The following is a 21,995-nucleotide window of genomic DNA, read 5'->3' as shown; positions in this document are numbered from 1 at the left end:
AAATCGATGTTCAAAAATGCGGACGAAGTCCTCAAATACATCGCTGACGAAGAGGTCAAGTTCGTCGACGTCCGATTCACCGACCTACCCGGGGTGCAGCAGCACTTCAACGTGCCGGCGAAGTCGGTCGACGCTGACTTCTTCGTTCACGGCCAATTGTTCGACGGCTCCTCCATCCGTGGCTTCCAGGGCATCGCCGAATCGGACATGCAGCTGATTCCCGACGTCACCACCGCGTTCATCGATCCCTTCCGGACCGAGAAGACCCTCGCCCTGAACTTCTCGATCGTGAACCCGCGTACCGGTGATCCTTACCACCGCGACCCGCGCGGCGTGGCGGAACGGGCGGAGGCCTACCTGGCGTCCACCGGCATCGCGGATACCGCCTTCTTCGCCCCCGAGGCCGAGTTCTTCATCTTCGACAACGTCCAGTACGAGTCCTCACCGCAGGGCAGCTTCTATAAGGTCGACTCGATCGAAGCGCCCTGGAACAGCGGCCGCGAGGAAATCGGCGGAAACCTCGGCAACAAGACGCCGTTCAAGGGCGGCTACTTCCCCGTGTCCCCTGTCGACAAGCAGGCGGACCTTCGCGACGCGATCTGCGTGGAACTGGACAAGGCGGGCCTTGAGGTCGAGCGGTCGCACCACGAGGTGGGCGGCGCAGGCCAGGCCGAGATCAACTACAAATTCACCACGATGACCCACGCTGCCGACGACCTGCAGAAGTTCAAGTACATCGTCAAGAACGTCTCCGATGCGTGGGGCAAGTCGGCCACGTTCATGCCCAAGCCTGTCTTCGGTGACAACGGCTCGGGGATGCACTGCCACCAGTCACTGTGGAGCGACGGCGTTCCGCTCTTCTACGACGAGAAGGGTTACGCAGGCCTCTCCGACATGGCCCGCTGGTATATCGGCGGTCTGCTGAAGCACGCCTCGGCGGTCCTGGCGTTCACCAACCCGACGGTCAACTCGTACCGCCGCCTCGTCAAGGGCTTCGAGGCCCCCGTGAACATGGTCTATTCCCAGGGCAACCGCTCCGCCGGCATCCGCATCCCGATCACCGGATCCAACCCCAAGGCGAAGCGCATCGAGTTCCGCGCGCCGGATCCCTCCTCCAACCCGTACCTCGCCTTCGCTGCACAGCTCATGGCCGGGCTGGACGGAATCAAGAACCGCATCGAGCCGGCCGATCCGATCGACAAGGACCTCTACGAGCTTCCTGCCGAAGAGGCCAAGGATATCCAGAAGGCTCCCGGCTCCCTCGAGGAGGCACTGCTGGCCCTCGAAGCCGACAACGAGTTCCTGCAGGCCGGCGGCGTCTTCACCCAGGACCTGATCGACACCTGGGTGGACTACAAGCGCGAGATGGAGATCCGTCCGCTGTCACTGCGCCCGAACCCCTACGAGTTCGAGCTGTACTACGGCGTCTAGCAGACAGGTTTCCTGCACGACGGCGTCTCCCCACCGGGACATTCGAGCGGCCGCTGCCCTACGGGTACTTATCCGTAGGGCAGCGGCCGCTCCGTCGTGGTGAGGCGATAGCTTCCCCGGACCGACCATCTTCTCGCCAGTGGGCGTGCCGGGTACGGCCTTGAACGCAACCGTCCGCCCGCGTCAGTATCCGTAGAAGTGGCGCTCGAATACCGCACGGCTGCGGCGGGTCAGCTTCAGGTAGTCCTCCTCGAGCCGCGCTCCGCTCTCGGGCCCGTACCCGCACCACCGCGCCACCGCCTCGAGATCACGGCGGGAGGAGGGCAGGAGGTCCGAGCTGCGGCCGGTCCAGATGACGTTCGCCGCCCGGATGCGGGTGGCAAGGGCCCAGCTTCGCCGGAGGGTCGCAAGGTCCTCCCGGGGCAGAAGTTCCGCGTCCCCCAGAGCGTCGAGGGCCTCGAGCGTCGACGCCGTCCTCAGGATCGGGACGGCGTGCGCATGCCGGAGCTGCAGGAGCTGGACCAGCCATTCGACGTCGCTCAGGGCCCCGCGACCGAGCTTCAGGTGACGTGACGGATCGGCACCACGTGGCAGGCGCTCCGCTTCGACCCGGGCCTTGATCCGGCGGATTTCCCGAAGGTCGGTATCGGACAACTCGGCGGGATAGCGGATGGGGTCGATCAGCGCGAGGAAGTCCCGGGCGAGCGCGTCGTCTCCGGCGAGCGGCCGCGCACGAAGGAGCGCCTGGGCCTCCCAGATCAACGACCACCGCTTGTAGTACTCCCGGAATGATTCCAGTGACCGCACCATCGGCCCCTGCTTGCCCTCCGGCCGCAGGGCGGCGTCGATCTCCAGCACCCGCTCCGCGAGAACGGGCGGCTTGCAGGGTTGGGTCAGAAGCGCCGCGAGCTGCGCGACCACCTTCTCGGCCTGCTGCTGCGCGGCGGCGGCGTCCGCGCCCGGGTGTGGCCGGTGGACGTACATGACGTCGGCGTCGGACCCGTAGGTGATCTCCCGGCCGCCCTGGCGCCCCATGGCCATCACGACGACGTCGGTCACGCGCTCCTCGGTGGCGTAGACGGCCTTCTCCGCGACGTGCAGCGCCCCGAGTACGGCCGCCCGATCGGCGTCGGAGAGTGCGCGACCGACCTCGGGTTGGGTCAGCAGTCCCGCGCTGTCGGCGATCGCGATCCGGAGGAGTTCGCGGCGGCGGATCAGCCGGATGAGCCGCATCGCCTCCAACGGCTCCGGGTGGCGTGACATCTTCGACTGGATCTCCTGCCATTGCACGTCGAAGCTGTCAGGGATCAGCTCACTGTCGGACCCGAGCCACTTGGTCGATTCGGGCGAGACCTCGAGCAGGTCGGTGATGAACCGGCTGCTCGAAAGTACAGCGCAGAGCCGTTCAGCGGCGGCCTTCGAGTCCCGCAGCATCCCGAGGTACCAGTGGCTCTCCCCGAGCGACTCGCTGAGCCGCCGGAAGCCCAGCAGTCCGGCGTCGGGATCGACGCCGTCGGCGAACCAGGCCAGCAGGATCGGCAGGAGCTGGCGCTGGAGCACAGCCCGGCGCCGGATTCCGCCGGTGAGGGCCTCGATGTGGCGCATCGCACCCTTCGGATCCGAGTAGCCGAGCGCCGCGAGCCGCGCCTGTGCCGCTTCGGGGGTGAGCTGGACATCCTCCGCGCTCAGGTTCGCAGCCGTGTTGAGGAGCGGTCGGTAGAAGATCGACTCGTGAAGGCGCCGGACCAGGCGCTTGGTACGCTGCCATTTCTCGAGCAGTCCCTGGGCGCTGGGACGCACGCTCACCAGCGCGCCCTCCGACGAACGCGCCAGGGCGCGGAGGGCGGCCTCGTCGTCGTTCTTCGGCATCAGGTGCGTGCGGCGCATCCGGGTCAGCTGGAGGCGGTGCTCGAGCACGCGGAGGTAGCGGTAGGCGTCGTCGAAGTCCATCGCATCCGAGCGCCCGATGTAACCGCCGGCACTGAGCGCCTTGATGGCGCCCACGGTGTCCCGCACCCGCAGGCTAATATCGACCCGCCCGTGCACGAGCTGGAGCAGTTGGACGGTGAATTCGATGTCGCGGAGGCCACCGGGTCCCAGCTTGAGCTGTCGGGCCTCCTCGCTGCGGGGGATGTTCTCCGTCACCCTCCGCCGCATGGCCCGCACCGCCTCGACGAAGCCGTCGCGCTGGGAGGAGGCCCAGACAAGCGGCGCGATAGCCTCTTCGTAACGGCGGCCCAGCCCGGGGTCACCCGCCACCGCACGGGCCTTCAGGAGCGCCTGGAACTCCCACATCTGCGCCCAACGTGCGTAGTAGCTCAGGTGGGACTCGAGTGTGCGGACCAGCGGACCGTCCCGCCCCTCGGGTCGCAGGTTCGCATCGACCTCCCAGAGGGCCGGTTCGACCCCGGGCGAATAGACTCCGCGGGAGATTCCGGACGCGAGGAAGGTGCCGATCCGGGTAGCCTGCGCTTCATCCAGTCCTGGTGCATCGACAACATAGATGACATCGACGTCGGAGATGTAGTTCAGCTCACCGGCGCCGCACTTGCCCATCGCGATCACTGCGAGCTGCACCTTCGCGACGTCGTCGGGATCGTGGGTCGAGGCGGCTTCCCTGCGTGCGACGGCGAGGGACGCCTCGAGCGCCGCGGCTGCGAGGTCCGCAAGTTCCCTGCCGACCGCGGGCAGGTGATCGACGGGCGAGGGGGCCGACAGGTCACGCACGGCCAGGTCCGTCAGGTGCCGCCGGTACGTCGTCCGCAGGCGCTGGTGCGCCTCGGTTCCGGTGATTCCCGCTATGGGGTTGTCATTCCCGGGATCCGCTCCGACGGCTTCCAGGAGGGAGGCCCGCAGCGACCGGTCATCGACCGGCGGCATCCGTCCGGTGAACGGTCGAACGACGTCGAGGTGCTCCGGGTGGCGCATGAGGAACTCGCCGAGTGCCTCGGACGCCCCGAGGAGACGGAACAGTGCGGTGCAGCGCGCGGTGTCTCCCGTGATGAGGGACACCGCTTCCGGGTGGGCGGCCAGCAGCCGGACGCAGGACTGCAGGGCGAGGTCAGGACTGGCGGAGGCCCCCAGGGCGTCGAACAGGACTACCTCGTCGATCCCGTCGAGTTCCGGGGCGGCGAGGAAGCGCCTGCTCTGCTCGAGGTCCGTGAACCCCGAGCTGATCAGTTTCCCGTTGGAGCTCGTTCCACCGGCTCCCTGGGCGCGTGCCGTTAGAGGATCCCCAGGTTGCGGCGGAGCTCGTACGGCGTCACCTGGATGCGGTAGTCATGCCACTCGGCACGCTTGTTCCGCAGGAAATTCTCGAAGACCTGCTCCCCCAGGATCTCGGCGACGAGTTCGGACTCCTCCATGGCCCGCGTTGCATCATGGAGGCTCGCGGGAAGGGGATCGTGGCCCATGGCGCGCCGCTCGGCTGCAGTGAGGCTCCAGACGTCGTCCTCGGCGCCCTGCGGCAGCTCGTACTCCTCCTGGATGCCCTTGAGTCCCGCACCGAGCAGCACTGAATAAGCCAGGTAGGGGTTGCTGGCCGAGTCGATGCCACGGTACTCGATCCGGGCGGACTGGCCCTTGTTCGGCTTGTAGAGGGGTACGCGCACCAGGGCGGAGCGGTTGTTGTGGCCCCAGGAGAGGTAACTGGGAGCTTCTCCCCCGCCCCACAGGCGCTTGTAGGAGTTCACGAACTGGTTGGTGACGGCAGTGAACTCTGGGGCGTGGCGCAGGATGCCCGCGATGAACTGCCGTGCGGTGCGCGAGAGCTGGAACTCGGCTCCTGCCTCGAAGAAAGCGTTGGTGTCGCCCTCGAACAGCGAGAAGTGGGTGTGCATGCCCGAGCCGGGGTGCTCCGAGAACGGTTTCGGCATGAAGGTGGCGTAGCTGTTCTGGGTCAGCGCCACTTCCTTAATGATGGTCCGGAACGTCATGATGTTGTCCGCGGTCTGGAGCGCATCGGCATAGCGCAGGTCGATCTCGTTCTGCCCGGGGCCGGCCTCGTGGTGACTGAACTCCACGGAGATGCCCACTGATTCGAGCATGGCGACGGCGGTGCGCCGGAAATCCTGGGCGACACCTCCCGGGACGTGGTCGAAGTAGCCGGCCTGGTCCACCGGGACGGGCTGTCCATCGGGTCCGAGCTCGTCCGATTCAAGGAGGTAGAACTCGATCTCCGGGTGGGTGTAGCAGGTGAACCCCATGTCGGCCGCCGTGGCGAGCGTCTTCTTCAGCACGCCGCGTGGATCGGCCGTGGAGGGCTGCCCGTCGGGGGTCAGGATGTCGCAGAACATCCGCGAAGTCTGTTCTTTGTCACCGCGCCAGGGCAGGATCTGGAAGGTCGAGGGGTCGGGCTGCGCCAGCATATCCGACTCGAAGACGCGTGCAAGGCCTTCGATCGACGAGCCATCGAACCCGAGGCCCTCCTCGAACGCGCCTTCCACCTCAGCCGGGGCCAGCGCCACGGACTTCAGTGAACCGACGACGTCGGTGAACCACAGCCGGACAAAGCGCACGTCCCGCTCCTCGATGGTGCGCAGTACAAATTCCTGCTGCCGATCCATGAACAACCCACTTTTCTGCCGCTTCCACGGCGCTTCGATCCACTCTTCACTCTAGCGACAGCCGACAGCGAATTCCCTCCACCGGACCGGACCATTATGACGCCCGGATGTTACGGCGGGGTAACCTGCACGGAATGCAGGAACCTTGCCGTTCCACTCCTCCGCTAGGCTCTCGACTATGACCTCCGCCGAGAACTCCGCCGAGATTCCAGCGCCGTACGGCGTGGGCGCTGCCGCGCCGTCCGCTGATCCGCAGCAGACCGCGTCCGGTCCCCGACGAATCCGCACCCATCACCTTCAGCAGGCGAAGGCCGAGGGCAGGCGGTTCGCGATGCTCACCGCCTATGACCAGTACGCGGCCCAGCTCTTCGACGAGGTCGGCATCGAGGTGCTGCTCGTCGGGGATTCCGCTGCCAACAACGTGCTGGGACATGCCACCACACTGCCGATCACCCTTGATGAGATGATCCTTTTCTCCCGGGCCGTCAGCACCGCCGCCAGGCACGCGCTGGTGGTGGCAGACCTTCCCTTCGGCAGCTACGAGGTCTCCCCCGAACAGGCGGTGCAGTCCGCCGTCCGGCTCCTCAAGGAGGGCCTCGTCCACGCGGTCAAGATGGAGGGCGGCGCCGAGTACGCGGAAACGGTGCGGGCGTTGGTCAAGGCAGGCATCCCCGTCATGGCCCACATCGGCTTCACGCCGCAGAGCGAACATGCGCTCGGCGGCTACCGGGTGCAGGGCCGCGGCGATGCTTCCCAGCGGATCCTCGACGACGCCGTCACGCTCGCCGACGCCGGAGCCTTCAGCATCCTTTTGGAGATGGTGCCGGCACAGACGGCGGCCGACGTCGACGCCGCAGTGCCGGTGCCCACGATCGGTATCGGCGCGGGGGCATCCACCACGGGCCAGGTGCTGGTGTGGCAGGACATGGCCGGTCTCGGCGGCGGAAAACAGGCACGATTCGTGAAGCAGTATGCCGATCTCCGGAGCGTTCTCTCCAGCGCCGCACGGACCTATGCCGAGGAGGTCCGGTCCGGCGCGTTCCCCGGTCCGGAGCACTCCTTCTAGCTGCCCGGTCCCTTTCCCGGAAGTTCAGTCGTCTTCGGCGTCCCACGCCTTGTTCCGCTGCTCAACCTTCTCGAGGGCCTTCTCTGCCTCTGCCCGCGTTTCGTAGGGGCCGATGAGCTGCGACCAGTCGGACTGCGCGTCGACCTCCACCTCGTGAGTGCGGACGTTGAACCAGTATTCGCTCATGTTGCTCCTTGGACGTATTTCGCTTCGTCATGCCGGCCTCGCCTATAAGATCAAGGGTATGCCTTCCTCTGCAACTGCACCCGCTGGAATCCTTGAACGCGGCACCGTCAGCCCCCAGCGGCCCGTGCCGAAGGACATCGTCCGTCCCGAATATGTGGGACGCACAGCACCAGCGAAATTCACGGGTTCCGAGGTCAAAAGCGCTGAAACCATCGAAAGGATCCGGCGCGCCAGCAAGGTCGCCGCGCAGGCCATCGTGGAAGTCGGAGCACACGCGGTACCGGGGGTCACCACCGACGAACTGGACCGGGTGGGGCACGAGTTCCTCCTCGACCACGGCGCGTACCCCTCCACGCTCGGGTACCGCGGATTTCCGAAGTCCCTGTGTTCGTCCTTGAACGAGGTGATCTGCCACGGCATCCCCGACTCCACGGTGGTGCGGGACGGCGACATCCTCAACATCGACATCACGGCCTACCTCGACGGCGTGCATGGCGACACCAACCACACCTTCCTCATCGGCGACGTCGATGAGGAGTCCCGGCTCCTCGTCGAGCGCACGCAGGAGTCGCTCAACCGGGCCATCCGCGCGGTGGCGCCGGGTCGTGAAATAAATGTCGTAGGCCGCGCCATCGAGTCCTACGCGCGCCGGTTCGGTTATGGTGTTGTGCGTGACTTCACCGGGCACGGGGTCGGCGAGGCGTTCCACACGGGGCTGATCATTCCCCACTACGACGCCGCGCCCGCCTACAACCGCGTCATTGAGCCCGGAATGGTGTTCACGATCGAACCGATGCTCACCCTCGGCACCATCGAGTGGGACATGTGGCCGGACGACTGGACCGTCGTCACGAAGGACCGCAAGCGCACCGCACAATTCGAGCACACACTGCTGGTGACCGACCGCGGCGCCGAAATTCTGACCAAGCCCTAGTAGCCACTGCCGGCTCCGTTCCCTCAGCCCCACCTCTCAGCCCGACCAATCCCCTCGGCCCGCAGCCGACCACCGACCACCGACCTCTGGAGAATAATGCCCAAGGACACCGAGAAGAAGAAACCCGGCAAGAAGTCGATGCCCGCCACCGTCATCGGCGTCGACATCGGAGGCACGGGCATCAAGGGCGGCATCGTCAACCTTGAAAAGGGCGTGGTCGTGGGGGAACGTTTCCGCATTCCGACGCCGAAGCCCTCCACACCCGAGGCCGTGGCCGCTGTTGTGGCCGAGATCGTGAAGGAACTCAGTTCACGGCCTGAAGGGCCGTCGGAGGACGTGCCGGTCGGAGTGACGTTCCCGGCCATCATCCAGCACGGAGTGGCGCGCTCGGCGGCGAACGTCGACAAGAGCTGGGTCGACACCGATGTGGATGCCCTGTTCACGAAGGTCCTCGGGCGGGATGTGCACGTGATCAACGACGCCGACGCCGCCGGTCTCGCCGAGGTCCGCTACGGCGCAGGCAAGGGCAAGCTGGGCACGGTCCTGGTCATCACGCTGGGCACCGGGATCGGCTCCGCGTTCATCTTCGACGGCCGGCTCGTCCCCAACGTGGAACTCGGCCACCTGGAGATCGACGGCCACGACGCCGAGACCAGGGCGTCGGCCGTCGCCCGCGAGCGTGACGGCATCGGTTGGGACGAATACACGGTCCGGCTCCAGCGGTACTTCTCGCATGTCGAGTTCCTGTTCTCCCCGGAACTGATAATTGTCGGCGGGGGAATCTCCAAACGCAGCGCGGATTACCTGCCGGGCTTGAACCTCCGCACCCCCATCATCCCGGCGCAGCTCAAGAACCAGGCGGGAATCGTGGGCGGAGCGTTGCAGGCCGCTATCCTGCTGGAACGGAGAAAGATCTAGCACCACGGTGCTGCAGCCGCCCGGCCGCGCCGGCGGAATTCGAGGGTCGATCCGCTTCCCACCGCTTCCGGAGGAGACGGTTCTCCTGAGGTCTATCGTGCCGTCAGCGGCCGCTGCGCGCCGGTGGGAACCCGCTGGCTCTCCTGCGACTGATGGCGGAGGAGGGAGATCGCTTCGTCGAAATCCTCGAGGGACTCAAATCCCTGGTAGACGCTCGCGAAGCGGAGATAGGCGATCTGGTCGAGTTTGCGGAGCGGGCCGAGAATCGCGAGGCCCACCTCGTGGGCGTCGATTTCCGCGACACCGCTGGCGCGCACCGTTTCCTCGACTTCCTGCGCCAGGAGCGCGAGGTCATCCTCGGTGACGGGCCGGCCCTGGCATGCCTTGCGGACGCCATTGATGATCTTGCCCCTGCTGAAAGGCTCTCCTGCACCGGATCGTTTGACGACACTCAGGCTCGTGGTTTCAACAGTGGTGAAACGCCGCGCACACTGGGGACACTGACGCCGACGCCGGATCGCCGAGCCGTCGTCGGCCAGGCGACTGTCGACCACCCGCGAGTCAGGATTGCGGCAGTAGGGACAATACATGTGCCATGCCTGCTTTCCTCTGGCTGGTCGCGCTGATCAGTCGTATCAAGTCAAGTGTAGGACTACATCTGGTGAAACTACAAGGCTGCAATTACTACATCTGGTATTATCCGCCTAGAAGCGTGCTTCGACCGCTTCGCCATGAGCCGGCAGATTCTCTGCGGAGGAAAGTGCGGCAATGTGCTGCCGGACCTCCTGCAGTGCGTCCCTGCTGTAGGAAACGAACTGCACCATCCGCAGGAATGTCGTCACATTCAGCCCCGATGCGAACGCCGCCGTTCCTGCTGTCGGCAGTACGTGATTGGAACCTGCGCAGTAGTCCCCGAGGCTGACGGGTGTGTACTTCCCGACGAAGACGGCCCCGGCGCTGCGGATGCGTGCGGCAACCGCCTCGGCGTCGGCGGTATGGATTTCCAGGTGTTCCGCCGCATAGGCGTTGCACACCCGCACGCCGTGTTCCATATCCTCCACCAGGATGGTTCCGGATTGCGGACCGGCCAGCGCAGTGCGGACCCGCTCCGAATGCTTCGTTGCGAAACTGCGGGCGGACAATTCGCGGCGCACGGATTCGGCGAGCGCGGGGGAATCGGTGATGAGGACCGAGGCCGCGTCCGGATCGTGCTCGGCCTGGCTGACGAGGTCGGCAGCAATGAGTGCGGGGTCCGCGGTGCCATCGGCGAGCACGGCGATCTCGGTGGTGCCTGCCTCGGAATCGATTCCCACCACTGACCTCACCAGCCGCTTGGCGGTCGCGACGAAGATGTTTCCGGGTCCGGTGATCACGTTGACCGGTTCGATGGCAGGGCCGGCGTCGGACTCCGCGATGCCGTAGGCCAGGGCAGCCACGGCCTGGGCGCCGCCGATCGCGTAGACCTCATCGATGCCGAGCATCGCTGCCGCGGCGAGGATGACCGGGTGCGGCCAACCGCCGAATTCCTTCTGCGGGGGCGAGGCCAGGGCGAGCGAAGCCACGCCGGCGGCCTGCGCCGGAACCACATTCATGATCACCGACGACGGGTAGACGGCGAGCCCTCCCGGCACGTACAGCCCCACGCGGTCGACTGCCACCCACCGGGAGGTGAGCCGGGCGCCTTCGCTGATCTCGACGTCGACGTCGGCAGGCTTCTGCGCGCCGGCGAACACCCTCGCCCGCGCGATCGACTCCTCCAGTGCGGCTCGCACGGCGGGATCCAGGGACTGCAGGGCTCTGTCGATCACGGCACCGGGCACCCGGGGATGGAGCTGCTCGACGCCGTCGAACCGGGCAGCGAGGTCGGTCAGGGCTGCGAGCCCGCGAGCACGGACGTCGCTGATGATCCCCGCGACGACGGTTTCCGAGGAATGCTCGCTGGGCGCGGCGCGGGGCATGGCACGCCGGAGCTGGCCCGGGGAGAGGTCGGTACCGCGCAGGTCGAGGGTGCGGAAGGCGTCCCCCGCTGGAGCATTGCTGGTTGAAGTCACGCCGAAAGTCTACCGGCGGCGCTCACCATTGCCGCAGCCGGTCACCCGCGCCGGGTGCGCGCCAGTGAGAACAGGGACACGACGAAAACAACCAGGGCCACGGTGGCCGGCCAGATAGCGGCGGCGCCCGGCGAATGCAGCAGGAACACCGAGCCCGGCGAATCCTCGGTACCGTGCGGACCGAACAGCAGAGCTAGCCCCTCTCCCACCAGCACGGCAGCCAGCGAACCCAGGGCGGAGCCGGCCACTACCGTCACCACGCGGGGAACCAGCCCTGGCGCATCCATGCGGGCTGCAACGACCCCGCCGAGCACGAGGCCGGCGACCAGCCCGAGGGCGGCCAGGGTCAGGTCCCGCAGCAGCCAGGTCGAGGGCCGAAGCCGATCGCCGTACAGGAACCCCGCCGGGGCACCGAGCCACCATGCCACACCCATGGCGACGCCGACCAGCAGGGTGATGCCGGCCCACCACAGGACTCCGGCGGGCGGAACTGTGGTGCGATCCTCGGGCACCGCGTACACCGGAGGGGGATACGGGGAAGCCCCGGTGACGGGCTGCTGGCGTGGACGCATGACTTCTACATTAACAAAATGCAGGAGGGTTCCAGGACCGGCCTATCGTGGAAGGTGTGTTTCAACCGCAACCTCGGAGGTAATTCGTGACCGACCATCCCGGCGCGGTCAGCGCCCCTGCCCTCCAGGGCCCGTTCCGCGAGGTCTTCCGCCGCCACGCGGCTGGTGTCGCCATCATCACCGCAACCTATGAGGGACGCCCCTTCGGGTTCACCGCGACATCTGTCGCCTCCCTCTCGGCCGATCCCCCGCGGTTCAGCTTCAATATGGCGCGAACGTCCTCCTCCTGGCCGGCTGTCGCCAACACGAACTTCGTCGGCGTCCACATGATGAGTATCGACAACGAGGCGTTGGCCGAACGTTTTGCACGGTCGAAGGACCGTTTCAGCGGGGACGACTGGTCGTCGGGCCCCCATTCGGTGCCCCTGCTCCACGGCGTGGCGGGCTGGCTCATCGGCCGGATCAGCATGAGGCTCTCGTTCGAGAACAACGCCGTGGTGGTGGCCGAAGTGGTGGCCGGCGACACCGGGCCCGACGGCGCACCCCTGCTGTATCACGGCGGGAGCTACGGGACGCCCGCTGCAACCGACTACGTGATCTAGGCTCCACACGCCGGGGATTGTCGACCGGCCTTCGAACCGGTCCGCTCCCTCCTGTCCGGTCCGGTACCCGCCAAGGGGTGCGGCGGGAAAGCACCTCCTCCTGACGTTTCGGCGGACGGCGCGCTACCGGTCATCCGTCGAAGTGGGTTTGCGGCACTTCCTGACCGAGGGACTCGATGGCGGCAGCGGCCACCTGGTGGAGCTTCCTGTTCCGTCCGTTGGACGCGGCTTTGAGGATGGTCATCGCCGTGTCATGACTGCAGCGGTTCTGTCCCATGATGATGCCTGCGGCAATGTCGATGGTCGTCCGTGAACTTATCGCGGCCCTGAGGTTGTTTCCGGTCTCCGTCAGCTGCGCTAGACGCACTGCCATGCGGAGCGACTTCGATGCCTCCCTCGCCAGTTCTTCGGCAGCAGCAATGCCCGCCGGGCCGAAAGCGTGCGCTGTCTCGGCGTACAGGTCGAGCCCTGCATCGGCGTCACCGTCGAGCGGGATCGGAACCCCCAGTGCCGAAAGGATCCCATGGTCCGCGATCGCCTCGGTGTACCGGCCGAACCTGGTCTCGGTCCGAAAATCCGCGACGGTGTAGGTCTTCCCTTCGCGGGCTGCACGCAGGCACGGCCCGTCGTTGAATGCGTACTGCACCTCGTCCATCTTCCGCGCGTGCTCGCTGCTGGTGGCCATCGTCCCCTTGGCCCTGGGACGGAGCAGCGTGACTCCACAGAGCACCTCGCTGCCCGGGGAAGAGAGTCTGTCGGCGGCAAGCTTCGCCAGCCCCTTCAGGAATCCCTCGACGTCGGAGCTTTCGAGCACCATGTCCTGCAGCATCCCCGGCAGGGATACGTTCTCTATGGTCGATTTCTCTTCGGACACCTATCCCACTTTCCGGCCCTTGCCATCGGCCCGCCGGACGGCAGGGTAGCTTCGGGCATCGGTCGCCTCTCCTGGACGATCAAGCTAACGCTACCGGTCGGGATGGGCCCCCGGGAACCCTCTTGGGCTGCTACGGCGACCCTCGCGGCCCGGCTGGAAAGGCCGTCCCGGGTCAGGCGTCGAGGCAGGCGGGACCGAGAAGCACCTTCAGGTCACCGAACAGGCCGGGCGTCGGGCTGACTCGCAGGTCGACGCCGAGCTTCATCACCTCGATCTTGCGCGATCCGCTCAGGCGGATGAGCACCTCGCTGGTGCCGGGGTGGGTCCGCAGCACGTCGCCCAGGGCGCTCACCGCCGCCTCGGTGGCCTTGTGCTGGTTCATCGAGATCACCACGGGCCCTGAATGGCCCTCGCTGAGGTCGGGAACGCTGAGCTCCTGGGCGTTCAGCATGACGGCGCCGTCGTCCCTGCGCTGCAACCGCCCTCGGACCACCACGATGAGGTCCTCGGCGAGCACCGCGGAGATGGGCCCGTAGACCTGCCCGAAGAACATCACCTCCATCGAACCGGCGAGGTCCTCCACTTCCGCCCGGGCATAGGCATTGCCACTGTTCTTGGCGATCCTGCGCTGCAGCGAGGTGATCATGCCGGCAATAGTGACGATGGCGCCGTCGGCCGGTCCCTCATCGCTGATGATCGAGGTGATCGAGGAGTCGGCGTGCTGGCTGAGGATGCCCTCGAGTCCCTGCAGCGGGTGGTCCGAGACGTAGAGCCCCAGCATGTCCCGCTCGAAGGAGAGCTTGTCCTTCTTCTCCCATTCGGGCAGGTCCGGCACCTCCACCGCCAGCCCGCTTCCGGCGGCCGGATCGTCGAAGGCGCTGAACAGATCGAACTGGTTGGCCGCCTCGTTGCGCTTGAGGACGATCACCGAGTCCACCGCCTCCTCATGGATCATCGCCAGCGCACGCCGGGGATGCCTGAGTGAGTCGAAGGCGCCTGCCTTGATCAGCGATTCGATAGTCCGCTTGTTGCAGACGACGGCGGGCACCTTCTGCAGGAAGTCGCTGAAGGAGGTGAAGGCGCCCTTCTCCTCCCGGGCTCCGACCATCGCGCCCACCACGTTGGCACCGACGTTGCGGATGGCGCCCATGCCGAAGCGGATGTCCTTGCCGACCGGGGTGAAGTTCACGCTCGATTCATTGACGTCGGGCGGCAGGACGGTGATGCCCATGCGGCGGCACTCGTTGAGGTAGATGGCCAGCTTGTCCTTGTCGTCGCCCACGCTGGTGAGGAGGGCGGCCATGTATTCGGCCGGGTAATGTGCCTTGAGGTACGCCGTCCAGTAGGAGATGAGCCCGTAGGCGGCGGTGTGCGCCTTGTTGAACGCGTAGTCCGAGAAGGATTCGAGGACGATCCACAGCTTGTCCATCGCTGCCTGCGAGTATCCGTTCTCCTTCATGCCGGAGAAGAAGTCGGCCTGCTGCTTGTCGAGCTCGGACTTCTTCTTCTTGCCCATGGCCCGGCGGAGCATGTCCGCCTGGCCGAGGCTGAAGTTGGCAAGCTTCTGGGCCGCGGACATCACCTGCTCCTGGTACACGATCAGGCCGTACGTCCCACCGAGGATCTCCTCGAGGGGGCCCTCGAGCTCGGGGTGGATGGGCTCGATCTCCTGCAGCCCGTTCTTGCGGAGTGCGTAGTTGGTGTGGGAGTTCACGCCCATCGGTCCCGGACGGTACAGGGCCAGCACCGCTGAGATGTCCTCGAAGTTGTCGGGGCGCATGAGTTTCAGGAGCGCCCGCATCGGTCCGCCGTCGAGCTGGAAGACCCCGAGGGTGTCGCCGCGCGCCAGCAGCTCATAGGACGCCTTGTCGTCGAGCTCGAGGTCCTCGAGTACCAGGTCGGTGTCCTTGTTGCCCTTGATGTTCTCGACGGCGTCGGTGATGATCGTGAGGTTGCGGAGCCCCAGGAAGTCCATCTTGATGAGTCCGAGCCCCTCGCAGGTGGGGTAGTCGAACTGCGTGATGATCTGGCCGTCCTGGTCACGGCGCATGATCGGGATGATGTCGATCAGCGGATCCGAGGACATGATGACCCCGGCGGCGTGCACGCCCCACTGGCGCTTCAGTCCCTCGAGTCCGAGTGCCGTCTCGAACACCTTGGCCGACTCGGGATCGGTCTTCAGCAGTTCACGCAGCTCCTCGGCTTCGGAATGGCGCTTGGCGTCCTTGTTGTGGACGTCGGCAAGCGCAAGGCCCTTGCCCATGACGTCGGGCGGCATGGCCTTCGTGAGCCGCTCGCCGGTGGAGAAGGGGTAGCCCATGACGCGGGATGAATCCTTCAGCGCCTGCTTGGCCTTGATGGTGCCGTAGGTGACGATCATGGCCACGCGCTCATCGCCGTACTTGTCGCTGACGTAGCGGATCACCTCGGAGCGGCGACGATCATCGAAGTCGACGTCGAAGTCGGGCATCGAGACACGTTCGGGGTTGAGGAAGCGCTCGAAGATCAGGCCGTGCTTGAGCGGGTCGAGGTCCGTGATGCGCATGGCGTAGGCCACCATGGAGCCGGCTCCGGAACCGCGCCCGGGGCCTACCCGGATGCCGTTGTCCTTGGCCCAGTTGATGAAGTCGGCCACCACCAGGAAGTAGCCGGGGAAGCCCATCTGGGCGATGACGCCCACCTCGAACTCGGCCTGCTTCCGTACGTCATCGGGAATCCCGGCGGGGTACCGGTACGCCAAGCCCGTCTCGACTTCCTTGACGAACCAGGACTGCTCGTTCTCCCCCTCCGGCACCGGGAACCGCGGCATGTAGTTGGCCTTGGTGTTGAACTCGACGTCGCACCGCTCCGCGATGAGGAGGGTGTTGTCGCACGCCTCGGGGTAGTCACGGAAGATGGCCCGCATCTCGGCCGGGGACTTGAGGTAGAACTCGTCGGCATCGAACTTGAAGCGCTTGGGATCGGCGAGGGTCGAGCCCGACTGGACGCACAGGAGGGCGGCGTGGGCCTTGGAGTCCTCTGCGTGGGTGTAGTGGAGGTCGTTCGTGGCCACGAGCGGCAGTCCGAGTTCGGAGGCCAGCCGGATGAGGTCGGTCTTGACCCTCCGCTCGATGTCCAGGCCGTGGTCCATCAGCTCGCAGAAGTAGTTCTCCGCCCCGAAGATGTCCCGGAAGTCGGACGCAGCCTGTTTCGCCTCGTTGTACAGGCCGAGCCGCAGTTTCGTCTGGACCTCCCCGGAAGGGCATCCGGTGGTGGCGATGAGCCCCTTGCCGTAGGTCTGCAGCAGGTCACGGTCCATACGCGGCTTGTAGAGGTAGCCCTCGAGGGAGGCCAGCGAAGACATCCGGAACAGGTTGTGCATGCCCTCGGTCGACTCGGACCAGAGCGTCATGTGGGTGTAGGCACCGGCACCGGAGACGTCGTCGCGCCCTCCCCCGCCCCACTGGACGCGGGTCCGGTCCGCGCGTGCCGTGCCGGGCGTCAGGTAGGCCTCGACGCCGATGATGGGTTTGATACCGGCGGTGCGGGCCTTGCTCCAGAAGTCGAACGCGCCGAAGACGAATCCGTGGTCGGTGGTCGCGAGGGCGCTCATCCCCAGTTCCTCGGTGTGGCTGAACAGGTCCGTCAGCCGAGCGGCGCCGTCGAGCATCGAGTACTCGGTGTGATTGTGAAGATGGACGAAGGATGCATTTGCTGCCGCTGCTGAAACCACCTGCCTATTCTAGGCCAGAGGACGCCGGTCCCCCTGTCCGGCGGAACAGGAGCCGGGCCGGGACGCGGGGTCGCGGTCCGGCTGACGATCCGGAAGGAGCGGCCTAGACGGCCCCGCTGGCCAGCGCCGAGAGGGCGTAGGCCAGGTCGAGGGGATAGGGACTTTCGCACGAGACGGGCTCGCCGGTCCGGGGGTGGGCGAAACCGAGCCGGTGGGCGTGCAGCCACTGCCGTGTCAGGCCGAGGTTCGCGGCCAGTCGGGGGTCAGCGCCGTAGGTGAGGTCTCCCGCGCAGGGATGCCGCAGCGCCGAGAAATGCACGCGGATCTGGTGGGTCCTTCCCGTCTCGAGGTGGACCTCGACCAGGCTCGCCCGGCCGAAGGCCTCGAGGACGGCGTAGTGCGTGACCGAAGGCCGTCCGTCCTCCATCACCGCGAAGCGCCAGTCGGCGTGCGGGTGCCTGCCGATCGGGGCGTCGATGGTTCCGACGAGCGGATCGGGCAGACCCTGCACCACCGCGTGATACACCTTCTCGACCGTTCGTTCCTTGAACGCACGTTTCAGTGCGGTGTAGGCCGGCTCGGTCTTCGCGACGACCATGGCGCCGGACGTTCCGACGTCGAGCCGGTGGACGATCCCAGCGCGTTCCGGTGCACCCGACGTCGAGATGCGGTACCCCTCGGCGGCCAGCGCACCGACCACCGTCGGCCCTACCCAGCCCGGCGAGGGATGTGCAGCGACACCCACCGGCTTGTCGATCACCACGAAGTCATCATCATCGAGGAGGATCACCAGGCCGTCGACGGCCTGCGGGACGATGCGATGCGGATCCACCGCTTCAGGCAGGACCACGGAGAGTTCGTGTCCGGCCAGCACCCGGTCCGCCTTGGCCAGCTTCGCCCCGCCCCGGGTGACCCTGCCCTCCCTGCACCAGGCGGCGGCAACGGACCGCGAGACGTCGGCGACCAGTGAGAGCGCAGCGTCGGCGCGCGCACCGCCGAGTTCCTCCGGCACGGTGAAGACGCTCCTGCTGCCGGGCAGCTCAGCGTTCATGAGGCTCCCCCGCGCCCGGCGTCCCTTCGGTTCCTGTTTCGTCGCCGATGCGTGAGCCGTCCAGATTGATGCCGCGGAGGGTGAGCAGGCAGATCAGCACCACTCCGCTGACGACGGCGGAGTCCGCGATGTTGAAGATCGCGAAGTTCGGCAGGGCGATGAAATCGACCACGTGGCCCTGTGCGAAGGACGGTTCCCGCACCAGGCGGTCCGTCAGGTTGCCCAGGGCACCACCGAGGACGAGTCCGAGGGCCGCGGCCCAGCCCCTTGAGGCGATCTTGGGGACCTGGGTGATGATGGCGATCGATACCAGGACCATCACGATCGTGAACACCCACGTGATCTCGGTGCCGATGGAGAAGGCCGCCCCGGGGTTCCGGATGAAGTGCCAGTTCAGCAGCGGAGGGAGAACCGGAGTGATCTGCCCCTCGGTCATGGTGCCGACCACCCAGAGCTTGGTGAGCTGGTCGAAGACGTAGGCGACGGCGGCGCAGAGGACCACTACGAGGCGGTACATCGCCCGGCCGCCCCCGCGCCCGGCCCTCCTGCTGCTGCTGCCGGCAGCCTTCTCGGGCTGCCCGGCATTCGGGATTCCATCATCGGTCATGGTGCACTCTCGCCGCGGCCGTGGTCCCGTGCCGCAGGGCGGAACTGGCTAGGATTCTGCGACTTCGGTGGATTCGGTAGCAACTGAACCCCGCGAATCGAGGTCCTGCAGCTGCCCCTCGATGTACGCCTTGAGCCGCGAACGGTAGTCGCGCTCGAACTCGCGGAGCTGCTCGACCTTCTCCTCGAGAACTGACTTCTGCTCCTCGAGCGCGCCGAGCGTCAGGCGGCTCTTCTCCTCGGCGTCAGTCACCAGGCCTGTGGCTTCGCTCTGCGCTTCGGCGATGATCTTGTCGCGCTGCTCGACGCCGGCGTTGACGTACTCGTCGTGCAGCCGCTCCGCCATCGCCAGGACGCCTGCAGCGGATGCCGCGGAGGAGATGCCTGTTTGGGCCGGTATGGCGGCGGGATCCGCTGCTGAACTCTCGACCTCGGGCTCGGGGGCGACCCCGGCTCCGACCTCGCCGGAGGCCTCTCGCGCATCGGCGCCTGCCGCCACCGGTGCCGGCACCGAGGTGGGCTGCTGTGCGGCGGGGGGCGCTCCGTTCACCTGGAGTCGAAGCTCCTCGTTCTCCTGGTTGAGACGGCGCAGTTCCACGACGATCTCGTCGAGGAAGTCGTCGACCTCGTCCTGATCGTAGCCTTCACGGAATTTCGTGGGTTGGAACCTTTTGTTCACAACGTCTTCTGGCGTCAAGGCCATCTGGTCACCTCGTGGGAGTTATCAGGAAAGCCGGCTCTCAACACGGCCTTGCCTTCGGTACCGGAAATTGTGGACATGGAACGGCGGCTTTCCATCAAGCCGGAATTCAGCGTATATCTTTTGGAAGCCAAGTTCCTAAACTGCTTAGACTGCCAGGTTGGCCGATACGCCCATCAGGATAACGACGGCGATGAAGAGGACGAGGAATGCCAGGTCCAGTGAAACGCCACCCAGGCGAAGCGGCGGGATCAGACGCCGTAGCGCCCGGATTGGTGGATCGGTGACGGTGTAGACGCCCGTCGCCAGGACAAGCGCCCACTTCTTGGGGCGCCAGTCGCGGGCGAACATCTGCACGGCGTCGTACACGATGCGGATGATGAGCGCGAGTTGAAACAACATCAACACGAGGTAGACGAGGGCAAATACCAAACTCACAGAGAAGATCCAGTCCTTTGGGCCTTACAGGGGTGCGGCAGGTCCGGGAAGCCCGCGGATTCAGCTCTGGTTGAAGAAACTGGTCTGCGCCTCACTGGCTTTCTGGTCCTCGCCAAGGACTTCAATATACGACGGCGACAGCAGGAACACCTTATTGGTGACCCTTTCGATGCTCCCGTGAAGACCGAAAACCAGGCCGGCGGAGAAATCGACGAGCCGCTTGGCGTCGGATTCACCCATGTCCGTGACGTTCATGATGACCGGAATGCCGTCGCGGAAACTCTCACCGATGAGCTTCGCGTCGTTGTAGGACCGTGGATGAACCGTGGTGATCTGGCGGAGGGACGAGGAGTCCTCCCGGGAGGAGTGCGCCCGCTTGATGGGGGTCACCGGGGCGCGGTACTCGTCGACGGATACGCTTCGTGCTGCCGGAGCCGCCTCGAGGTGGCGTTCTTCGCGGTCGTAGTCCACTGCGTACTCCTCGTTCCTGCTGTGTGCGCTTCGCGGCTCGGGGTCATAGTGCTCGTCACCATCGGCAAGCCCAAGGTAGATCATTGTCTTGCGCAGTGCGCCAGCCATGGTAACTCCTGTCATCTAAGAAAGTGGAACGTCTGGTCGTTCCCGTGGCATCGCTGGTGTCGACCCCGGTATCCCCGCCGTTATAGCTCAGACGCTACCGCAACGGAGGTCGCGGACCGAGCACATCAGAGCCGATCCTGAGGTGTGTCGCACCGGCGGTGATCGCTGCTTCGAGGTCGGCACTCATGCCGGCCGACATGCCCGTCGCGCGGGAATCCACGGATCGTACCGTGGCAGCGAGGTCCCCCAATCGCTGGAAAGCCGCTAGTGGATCCACCCCGAGGGGGGCGACCGCCATGACGCCGGCGAGGGCCAGCTCCGGAGCACCGGCGATCCGGACGGCAAGGTCCTCGACCTGTCCCGGCGGTGCCCCGCCCCGGGTGTCGGTGGCGGCGTCGTCGAGATTGATCTGGACGAAGCAGGAGAGTGGATCCAGGGGCCGCTCCCCCCGCTGGTCGCGGTGCTCGTTCTCCGTCGCCCGCGCCTTGGCGAGCGCGCCCACGAGGGCCGCCCGGTCCACTGAATGGACGGCGTCGGCGTACCGGACCACCGATTTCGCCTTGTTCGTCTGCAGCTGGCCGATGAAGTGCCAGCGCAGGACGCAGTCGGCGGTTTCGTCGGCTTTGGCTGCTGCTTCCTGGTTCCGGTTCTCTCCGACGTCCCGGACACCGAGGCCGGCGAGAATACGCACGTCGGACGCCGGAAAGAATTTGGTGACGACGATCAGGGTCGGCTCCGGGAGTGCTGCCTCCGCCGACGCGGCAGCTATCCGTTGCCGAACTGCCGCCAGTCGGTCCTGCAGTTCAGCAGGCCTGCCACCGGATCGCGAGCCCGGTGCATCAGTCATGTCCGCCACACGAGCCCGGCGATCCGTCCCGCGCCCGGCTCACGCCGGTGCGAGAAGAGCCGCGGGTTCTCAAGGGTGCAGCGGGAATCCGACGGATCCAGCGCCGGCACGTCCGACGCCGCCGTATCCACCAGTACAGCGTCCGACCCATCATCGGACAGGACCATGTCCGCACGCACGGCTCCGGATACGACCTCGACCCCGAGCCCATCGAGCTGGCTCGTAACCGCCGCTGGAAGGTCGAGGGACGGGCTGCCGGATCGGGTGCTGGCCCTGGCGGCAGGCACCACAGCCGAAAATTCATCCCTCATCGACGCCGGAACCTCGTAGCACTTCCCGCAGACGGACGGCCCGATCCATGCTTCGAGATCCGTCGCCCCCTCCTCGCGCAGGCGCACGACGGTCCCGCGGACGATTCCGTCGAGGATTCCCTGCCGGCCTGCGTGCACCACCGCGGTCGCCCGGCTTTGCCTGTCAGCCAGCACGATCGGCACACAATCGGCGACCAGGACGGCCAGGGGAACCGAGCCGTCCGCGGAAACCATCGCGTCAGCGTGAACAGCAGTGTCAGCCTGAACAGCAGTGTCAGCGTGAACAGCTGCGTTCGCAGGAGTTCCGGCGCCGGAACCCCTGGAAGGCGTGACGGCGCCGGACCCACCCGCTCCGGTGCCTGCCGACGGTTCGACATCGGCCACAACACTGGAGTGGGTCTGGTTCATGAAGCGCAGGTGTCCGGGGAGCACCCCCAGCGAAGCCTCCAGGGCGCAGCGGTTGCGCGCGGTCGCCTCCGGATCATTCCCCACCGAAAAGGCAAGGTTGCCCGCGGTCACACTGGTGAAAGCCACGTGCAACCCCGGGCGCAC

20 protein-coding genes are annotated in these 21,995 nt (G+C 66.3%); 5 read left to right on the top strand and 15 right to left on the bottom strand.

The genetic code is table 11. From position 1 onward, the window contains the following. Window positions 1–6 precede the first annotated feature (6 nt). A complete protein-coding gene (glnA, locus tag IWX75_RS12475) occupies window positions 7–1,431 on the top strand; it encodes a type I glutamate--ammonia ligase (protein ID WP_196822565.1) in 1,425 nt (474 codons plus the stop codon). A 183-nt stretch (window positions 1,432–1,614) separates the two neighbouring features. Here the strand turns inward: glnA and IWX75_RS12470 are convergent, their stop codons facing one another. Both IWX75_RS12470 and IWX75_RS12465 read right to left on the bottom strand, forming a co-directional pair. Continuing rightward, window positions 1,615–4,611 carry a bifunctional [glutamine synthetase] adenylyltransferase/[glutamine synthetase]-adenylyl-L-tyrosine phosphorylase gene (locus IWX75_RS12470; protein WP_196822692.1) on the bottom strand — a complete coding sequence of 999 codons (2,997 nt, stop codon included), beginning with the start codon at window positions 4,609–4,611 and terminating at the stop codon, window positions 1,615–1,617. A gap of 44 nt (window positions 4,612–4,655) precedes the next feature. Further along, window positions 4,656–5,996: a glutamine synthetase family protein gene (locus IWX75_RS12465; RefSeq protein ID WP_026532417.1), complete on the bottom strand. Its 1,341-nt coding sequence runs from the start codon at window positions 5,994–5,996 to the stop codon at window positions 4,656–4,658. Window positions 5,997–6,174: 178 nt separating this feature from the next. On the opposite strand from IWX75_RS12465, the gene panB reads away from it, so the two are divergent. Continuing rightward, complete coding sequence (panB, locus tag IWX75_RS12460; RefSeq protein WP_196822564.1) at window positions 6,175–7,062, top strand: 3-methyl-2-oxobutanoate hydroxymethyltransferase; 888 nt, start codon at window positions 6,175–6,177, stop codon at window positions 7,060–7,062. 24 nt (window positions 7,063–7,086) lie between these two features. On the opposite strand, the gene IWX75_RS12455 is transcribed toward panB, so the two are convergent. Then, on the bottom strand, window positions 7,087–7,248 hold the full coding sequence (locus IWX75_RS12455; protein WP_196822563.1) for an SPOR domain-containing protein: 162 nt from the start codon (window positions 7,246–7,248) through the stop codon (window positions 7,087–7,089). A gap of 58 nt (window positions 7,249–7,306) precedes the next feature. On the opposite strand from IWX75_RS12455, the gene map reads away from it, so the two are divergent. Together map and ppgK are read left to right on the top strand one after the other, a co-directional pair. Continuing rightward, window positions 7,307–8,182, top strand: a complete 876-nt coding sequence (map, locus tag IWX75_RS12450) for a type I methionyl aminopeptidase (protein WP_196822562.1) — start codon at window positions 7,307–7,309, stop codon at window positions 8,180–8,182. 96 nt (window positions 8,183–8,278) lie between these two features. Further along, the gene (gene ppgK, locus IWX75_RS12445; protein WP_196822561.1) at window positions 8,279–9,100 is read left to right on the top strand and encodes a polyphosphate--glucose phosphotransferase; all 822 of its coding nucleotides are present in this window, start codon (window positions 8,279–8,281) and stop codon (window positions 9,098–9,100) included. Between the two features lie 92 nt (window positions 9,101–9,192). On the opposite strand, the gene nrdR is transcribed toward ppgK, so the two are convergent. From nrdR to IWX75_RS12430, 3 genes are all read right to left on the bottom strand, one after another. Further along, entirely contained in the window at window positions 9,193–9,690 is a 498-nt protein-coding gene (nrdR, locus tag IWX75_RS12440) for a transcriptional regulator NrdR (RefSeq protein ID WP_196822560.1), read from the bottom strand. Between the two features lie 114 nt (window positions 9,691–9,804). Continuing rightward, window positions 9,805–11,151 carry a histidinol dehydrogenase gene (gene hisD, locus IWX75_RS12435; protein WP_334684316.1) on the bottom strand — a complete coding sequence of 449 codons (1,347 nt, stop codon included), beginning with the start codon at window positions 11,149–11,151 and terminating at the stop codon, window positions 9,805–9,807. A gap of 41 nt (window positions 11,152–11,192) precedes the next feature. Further along, entirely contained in the window at window positions 11,193–11,723 is a 531-nt protein-coding gene (locus tag IWX75_RS12430) for a hypothetical protein (RefSeq protein WP_196822559.1), read from the bottom strand. Window positions 11,724–11,809: 86 nt separating this feature from the next. Here IWX75_RS12430 and IWX75_RS12425 point away from each other — a divergent pair, with 86 nt between their 5' ends. Continuing rightward, the gene (locus IWX75_RS12425) at window positions 11,810–12,325 is read left to right on the top strand and encodes a flavin reductase family protein (RefSeq protein WP_196822558.1); all 516 of its coding nucleotides are present in this window, start codon (window positions 11,810–11,812) and stop codon (window positions 12,323–12,325) included. A gap of 130 nt (window positions 12,326–12,455) precedes the next feature. On the opposite strand, the gene IWX75_RS12420 is transcribed toward IWX75_RS12425, so the two are convergent. From IWX75_RS12420 to IWX75_RS12380, 9 genes are all read right to left on the bottom strand, one after another. Then, window positions 12,456–13,199: a GAF and ANTAR domain-containing protein gene (locus IWX75_RS12420; protein WP_334684315.1), complete on the bottom strand. Its 744-nt coding sequence runs from the start codon at window positions 13,197–13,199 to the stop codon at window positions 12,456–12,458. Window positions 13,200–13,371: 172 nt separating this feature from the next. Then, on the bottom strand, window positions 13,372–16,911 hold the full coding sequence (gene dnaE / locus IWX75_RS12415) for a DNA polymerase III subunit alpha (protein WP_334684314.1): 3,540 nt from the start codon (window positions 16,909–16,911) through the stop codon (window positions 13,372–13,374). A gap of 103 nt (window positions 16,912–17,014) precedes the next feature. After that, a complete protein-coding gene (locus IWX75_RS12410; RefSeq protein WP_196822557.1) occupies window positions 17,015–17,962 on the bottom strand; it encodes an RluA family pseudouridine synthase in 948 nt (315 codons plus the stop codon). Next, window positions 17,952–18,569: a signal peptidase II gene (lspA, locus tag IWX75_RS12405; protein ID WP_196822556.1), complete on the bottom strand. Its 618-nt coding sequence runs from the start codon at window positions 18,567–18,569 to the stop codon at window positions 17,952–17,954. The genes IWX75_RS12410 and lspA overlap by 11 nt, the downstream gene beginning before the upstream one ends. Before the next feature lie 48 nt (window positions 18,570–18,617). After that, a complete protein-coding gene (locus IWX75_RS12400; RefSeq protein ID WP_196822555.1) occupies window positions 18,618–19,271 on the bottom strand; it encodes a DivIVA domain-containing protein in 654 nt (217 codons plus the stop codon). Between the two features lie 144 nt (window positions 19,272–19,415). Continuing rightward, a complete protein-coding gene (locus IWX75_RS12395; protein ID WP_196822554.1) occupies window positions 19,416–19,706 on the bottom strand; it encodes a YggT family protein in 291 nt (96 codons plus the stop codon). Window positions 19,707–19,766: 60 nt separating this feature from the next. After that, window positions 19,767–20,285, bottom strand: a complete 519-nt coding sequence (locus tag IWX75_RS12390) for a cell division protein SepF (protein WP_196822553.1) — start codon at window positions 20,283–20,285, stop codon at window positions 19,767–19,769. 94 nt (window positions 20,286–20,379) lie between these two features. Continuing rightward, a complete protein-coding gene (locus IWX75_RS12385) occupies window positions 20,380–21,132 on the bottom strand; it encodes a YggS family pyridoxal phosphate-dependent enzyme (protein ID WP_196822552.1) in 753 nt (250 codons plus the stop codon). After that, complete coding sequence (locus IWX75_RS12380) at window positions 21,129–21,977, bottom strand: polyphenol oxidase family protein (RefSeq protein WP_334684313.1); 849 nt, start codon at window positions 21,975–21,977, stop codon at window positions 21,129–21,131. The genes IWX75_RS12385 and IWX75_RS12380 overlap by 4 nt, the downstream gene beginning before the upstream one ends. Window positions 21,978–21,995 lie beyond the last annotated feature (18 nt).

The sequence above is a fragment of the Arthrobacter sp. CAN_A6 genome (genome assembly GCF_015751715.1).
Lineage (GTDB): Bacteria > Actinomycetota > Actinomycetes > Actinomycetales > Micrococcaceae > Arthrobacter_D.
Note: the sequence above shows the minus strand (reverse complement) of the source record. Positions and strands in the feature narration are given on the sequence as shown.

Bases quoted from the DNA above. Each gene is read 5' to 3' on its own strand.
- IWX75_RS12410 (WP_196822557.1), bottom strand. From the start codon at position 17,962: ATGAACGCTGAGCTGCCCGGCAGCAGGAGCGTCTTCACCGTGCCGGAG.
- IWX75_RS12465 (WP_026532417.1), bottom strand. From the start codon at position 5,996: ATGGATCGGCAGCAGGAATTTGTACTGCGCACCATCGAGGAGCGGGAC.
- map (WP_196822562.1), top strand. From the start codon at position 7,307: ATGCCTTCCTCTGCAACTGCACCCGCTGGAATCCTTGAACGCGGCACC.
- IWX75_RS12430 (WP_196822559.1), bottom strand. From the start codon at position 11,723: ATGCGTCCACGCCAGCAGCCCGTCACCGGGGCTTCCCCGTATCCCCCT.
- IWX75_RS12390 (WP_196822553.1), bottom strand. From the start codon at position 20,285: ATGGCTGGCGCACTGCGCAAGACAATGATCTACCTTGGGCTTGCCGAT.
- IWX75_RS12400 (WP_196822555.1), bottom strand. From the start codon at position 19,271: ATGGCCTTGACGCCAGAAGACGTTGTGAACAAAAGGTTCCAACCCACG.
- IWX75_RS12455 (WP_196822563.1), bottom strand. From the start codon at position 7,248: ATGAGCGAATACTGGTTCAACGTCCGCACTCACGAGGTGGAGGTCGAC.
- panB (WP_196822564.1), top strand. From the start codon at position 6,175: ATGACCTCCGCCGAGAACTCCGCCGAGATTCCAGCGCCGTACGGCGTG.
- nrdR (WP_196822560.1), bottom strand. From the start codon at position 9,690: ATGTATTGTCCCTACTGCCGCAATCCTGACTCGCGGGTGGTCGACAGT.
- lspA (WP_196822556.1), bottom strand. From the start codon at position 18,569: ATGACCGATGATGGAATCCCGAATGCCGGGCAGCCCGAGAAGGCTGCC.
- IWX75_RS12385 (WP_196822552.1), bottom strand. From the start codon at position 21,132: ATGACTGATGCACCGGGCTCGCGATCCGGTGGCAGGCCTGCTGAACTG.
- glnA (WP_196822565.1), top strand. From the start codon at position 7: ATGTTCAAAAATGCGGACGAAGTCCTCAAATACATCGCTGACGAAGAG.
- ppgK (WP_196822561.1), top strand. From the start codon at position 8,279: ATGCCCAAGGACACCGAGAAGAAGAAACCCGGCAAGAAGTCGATGCCC.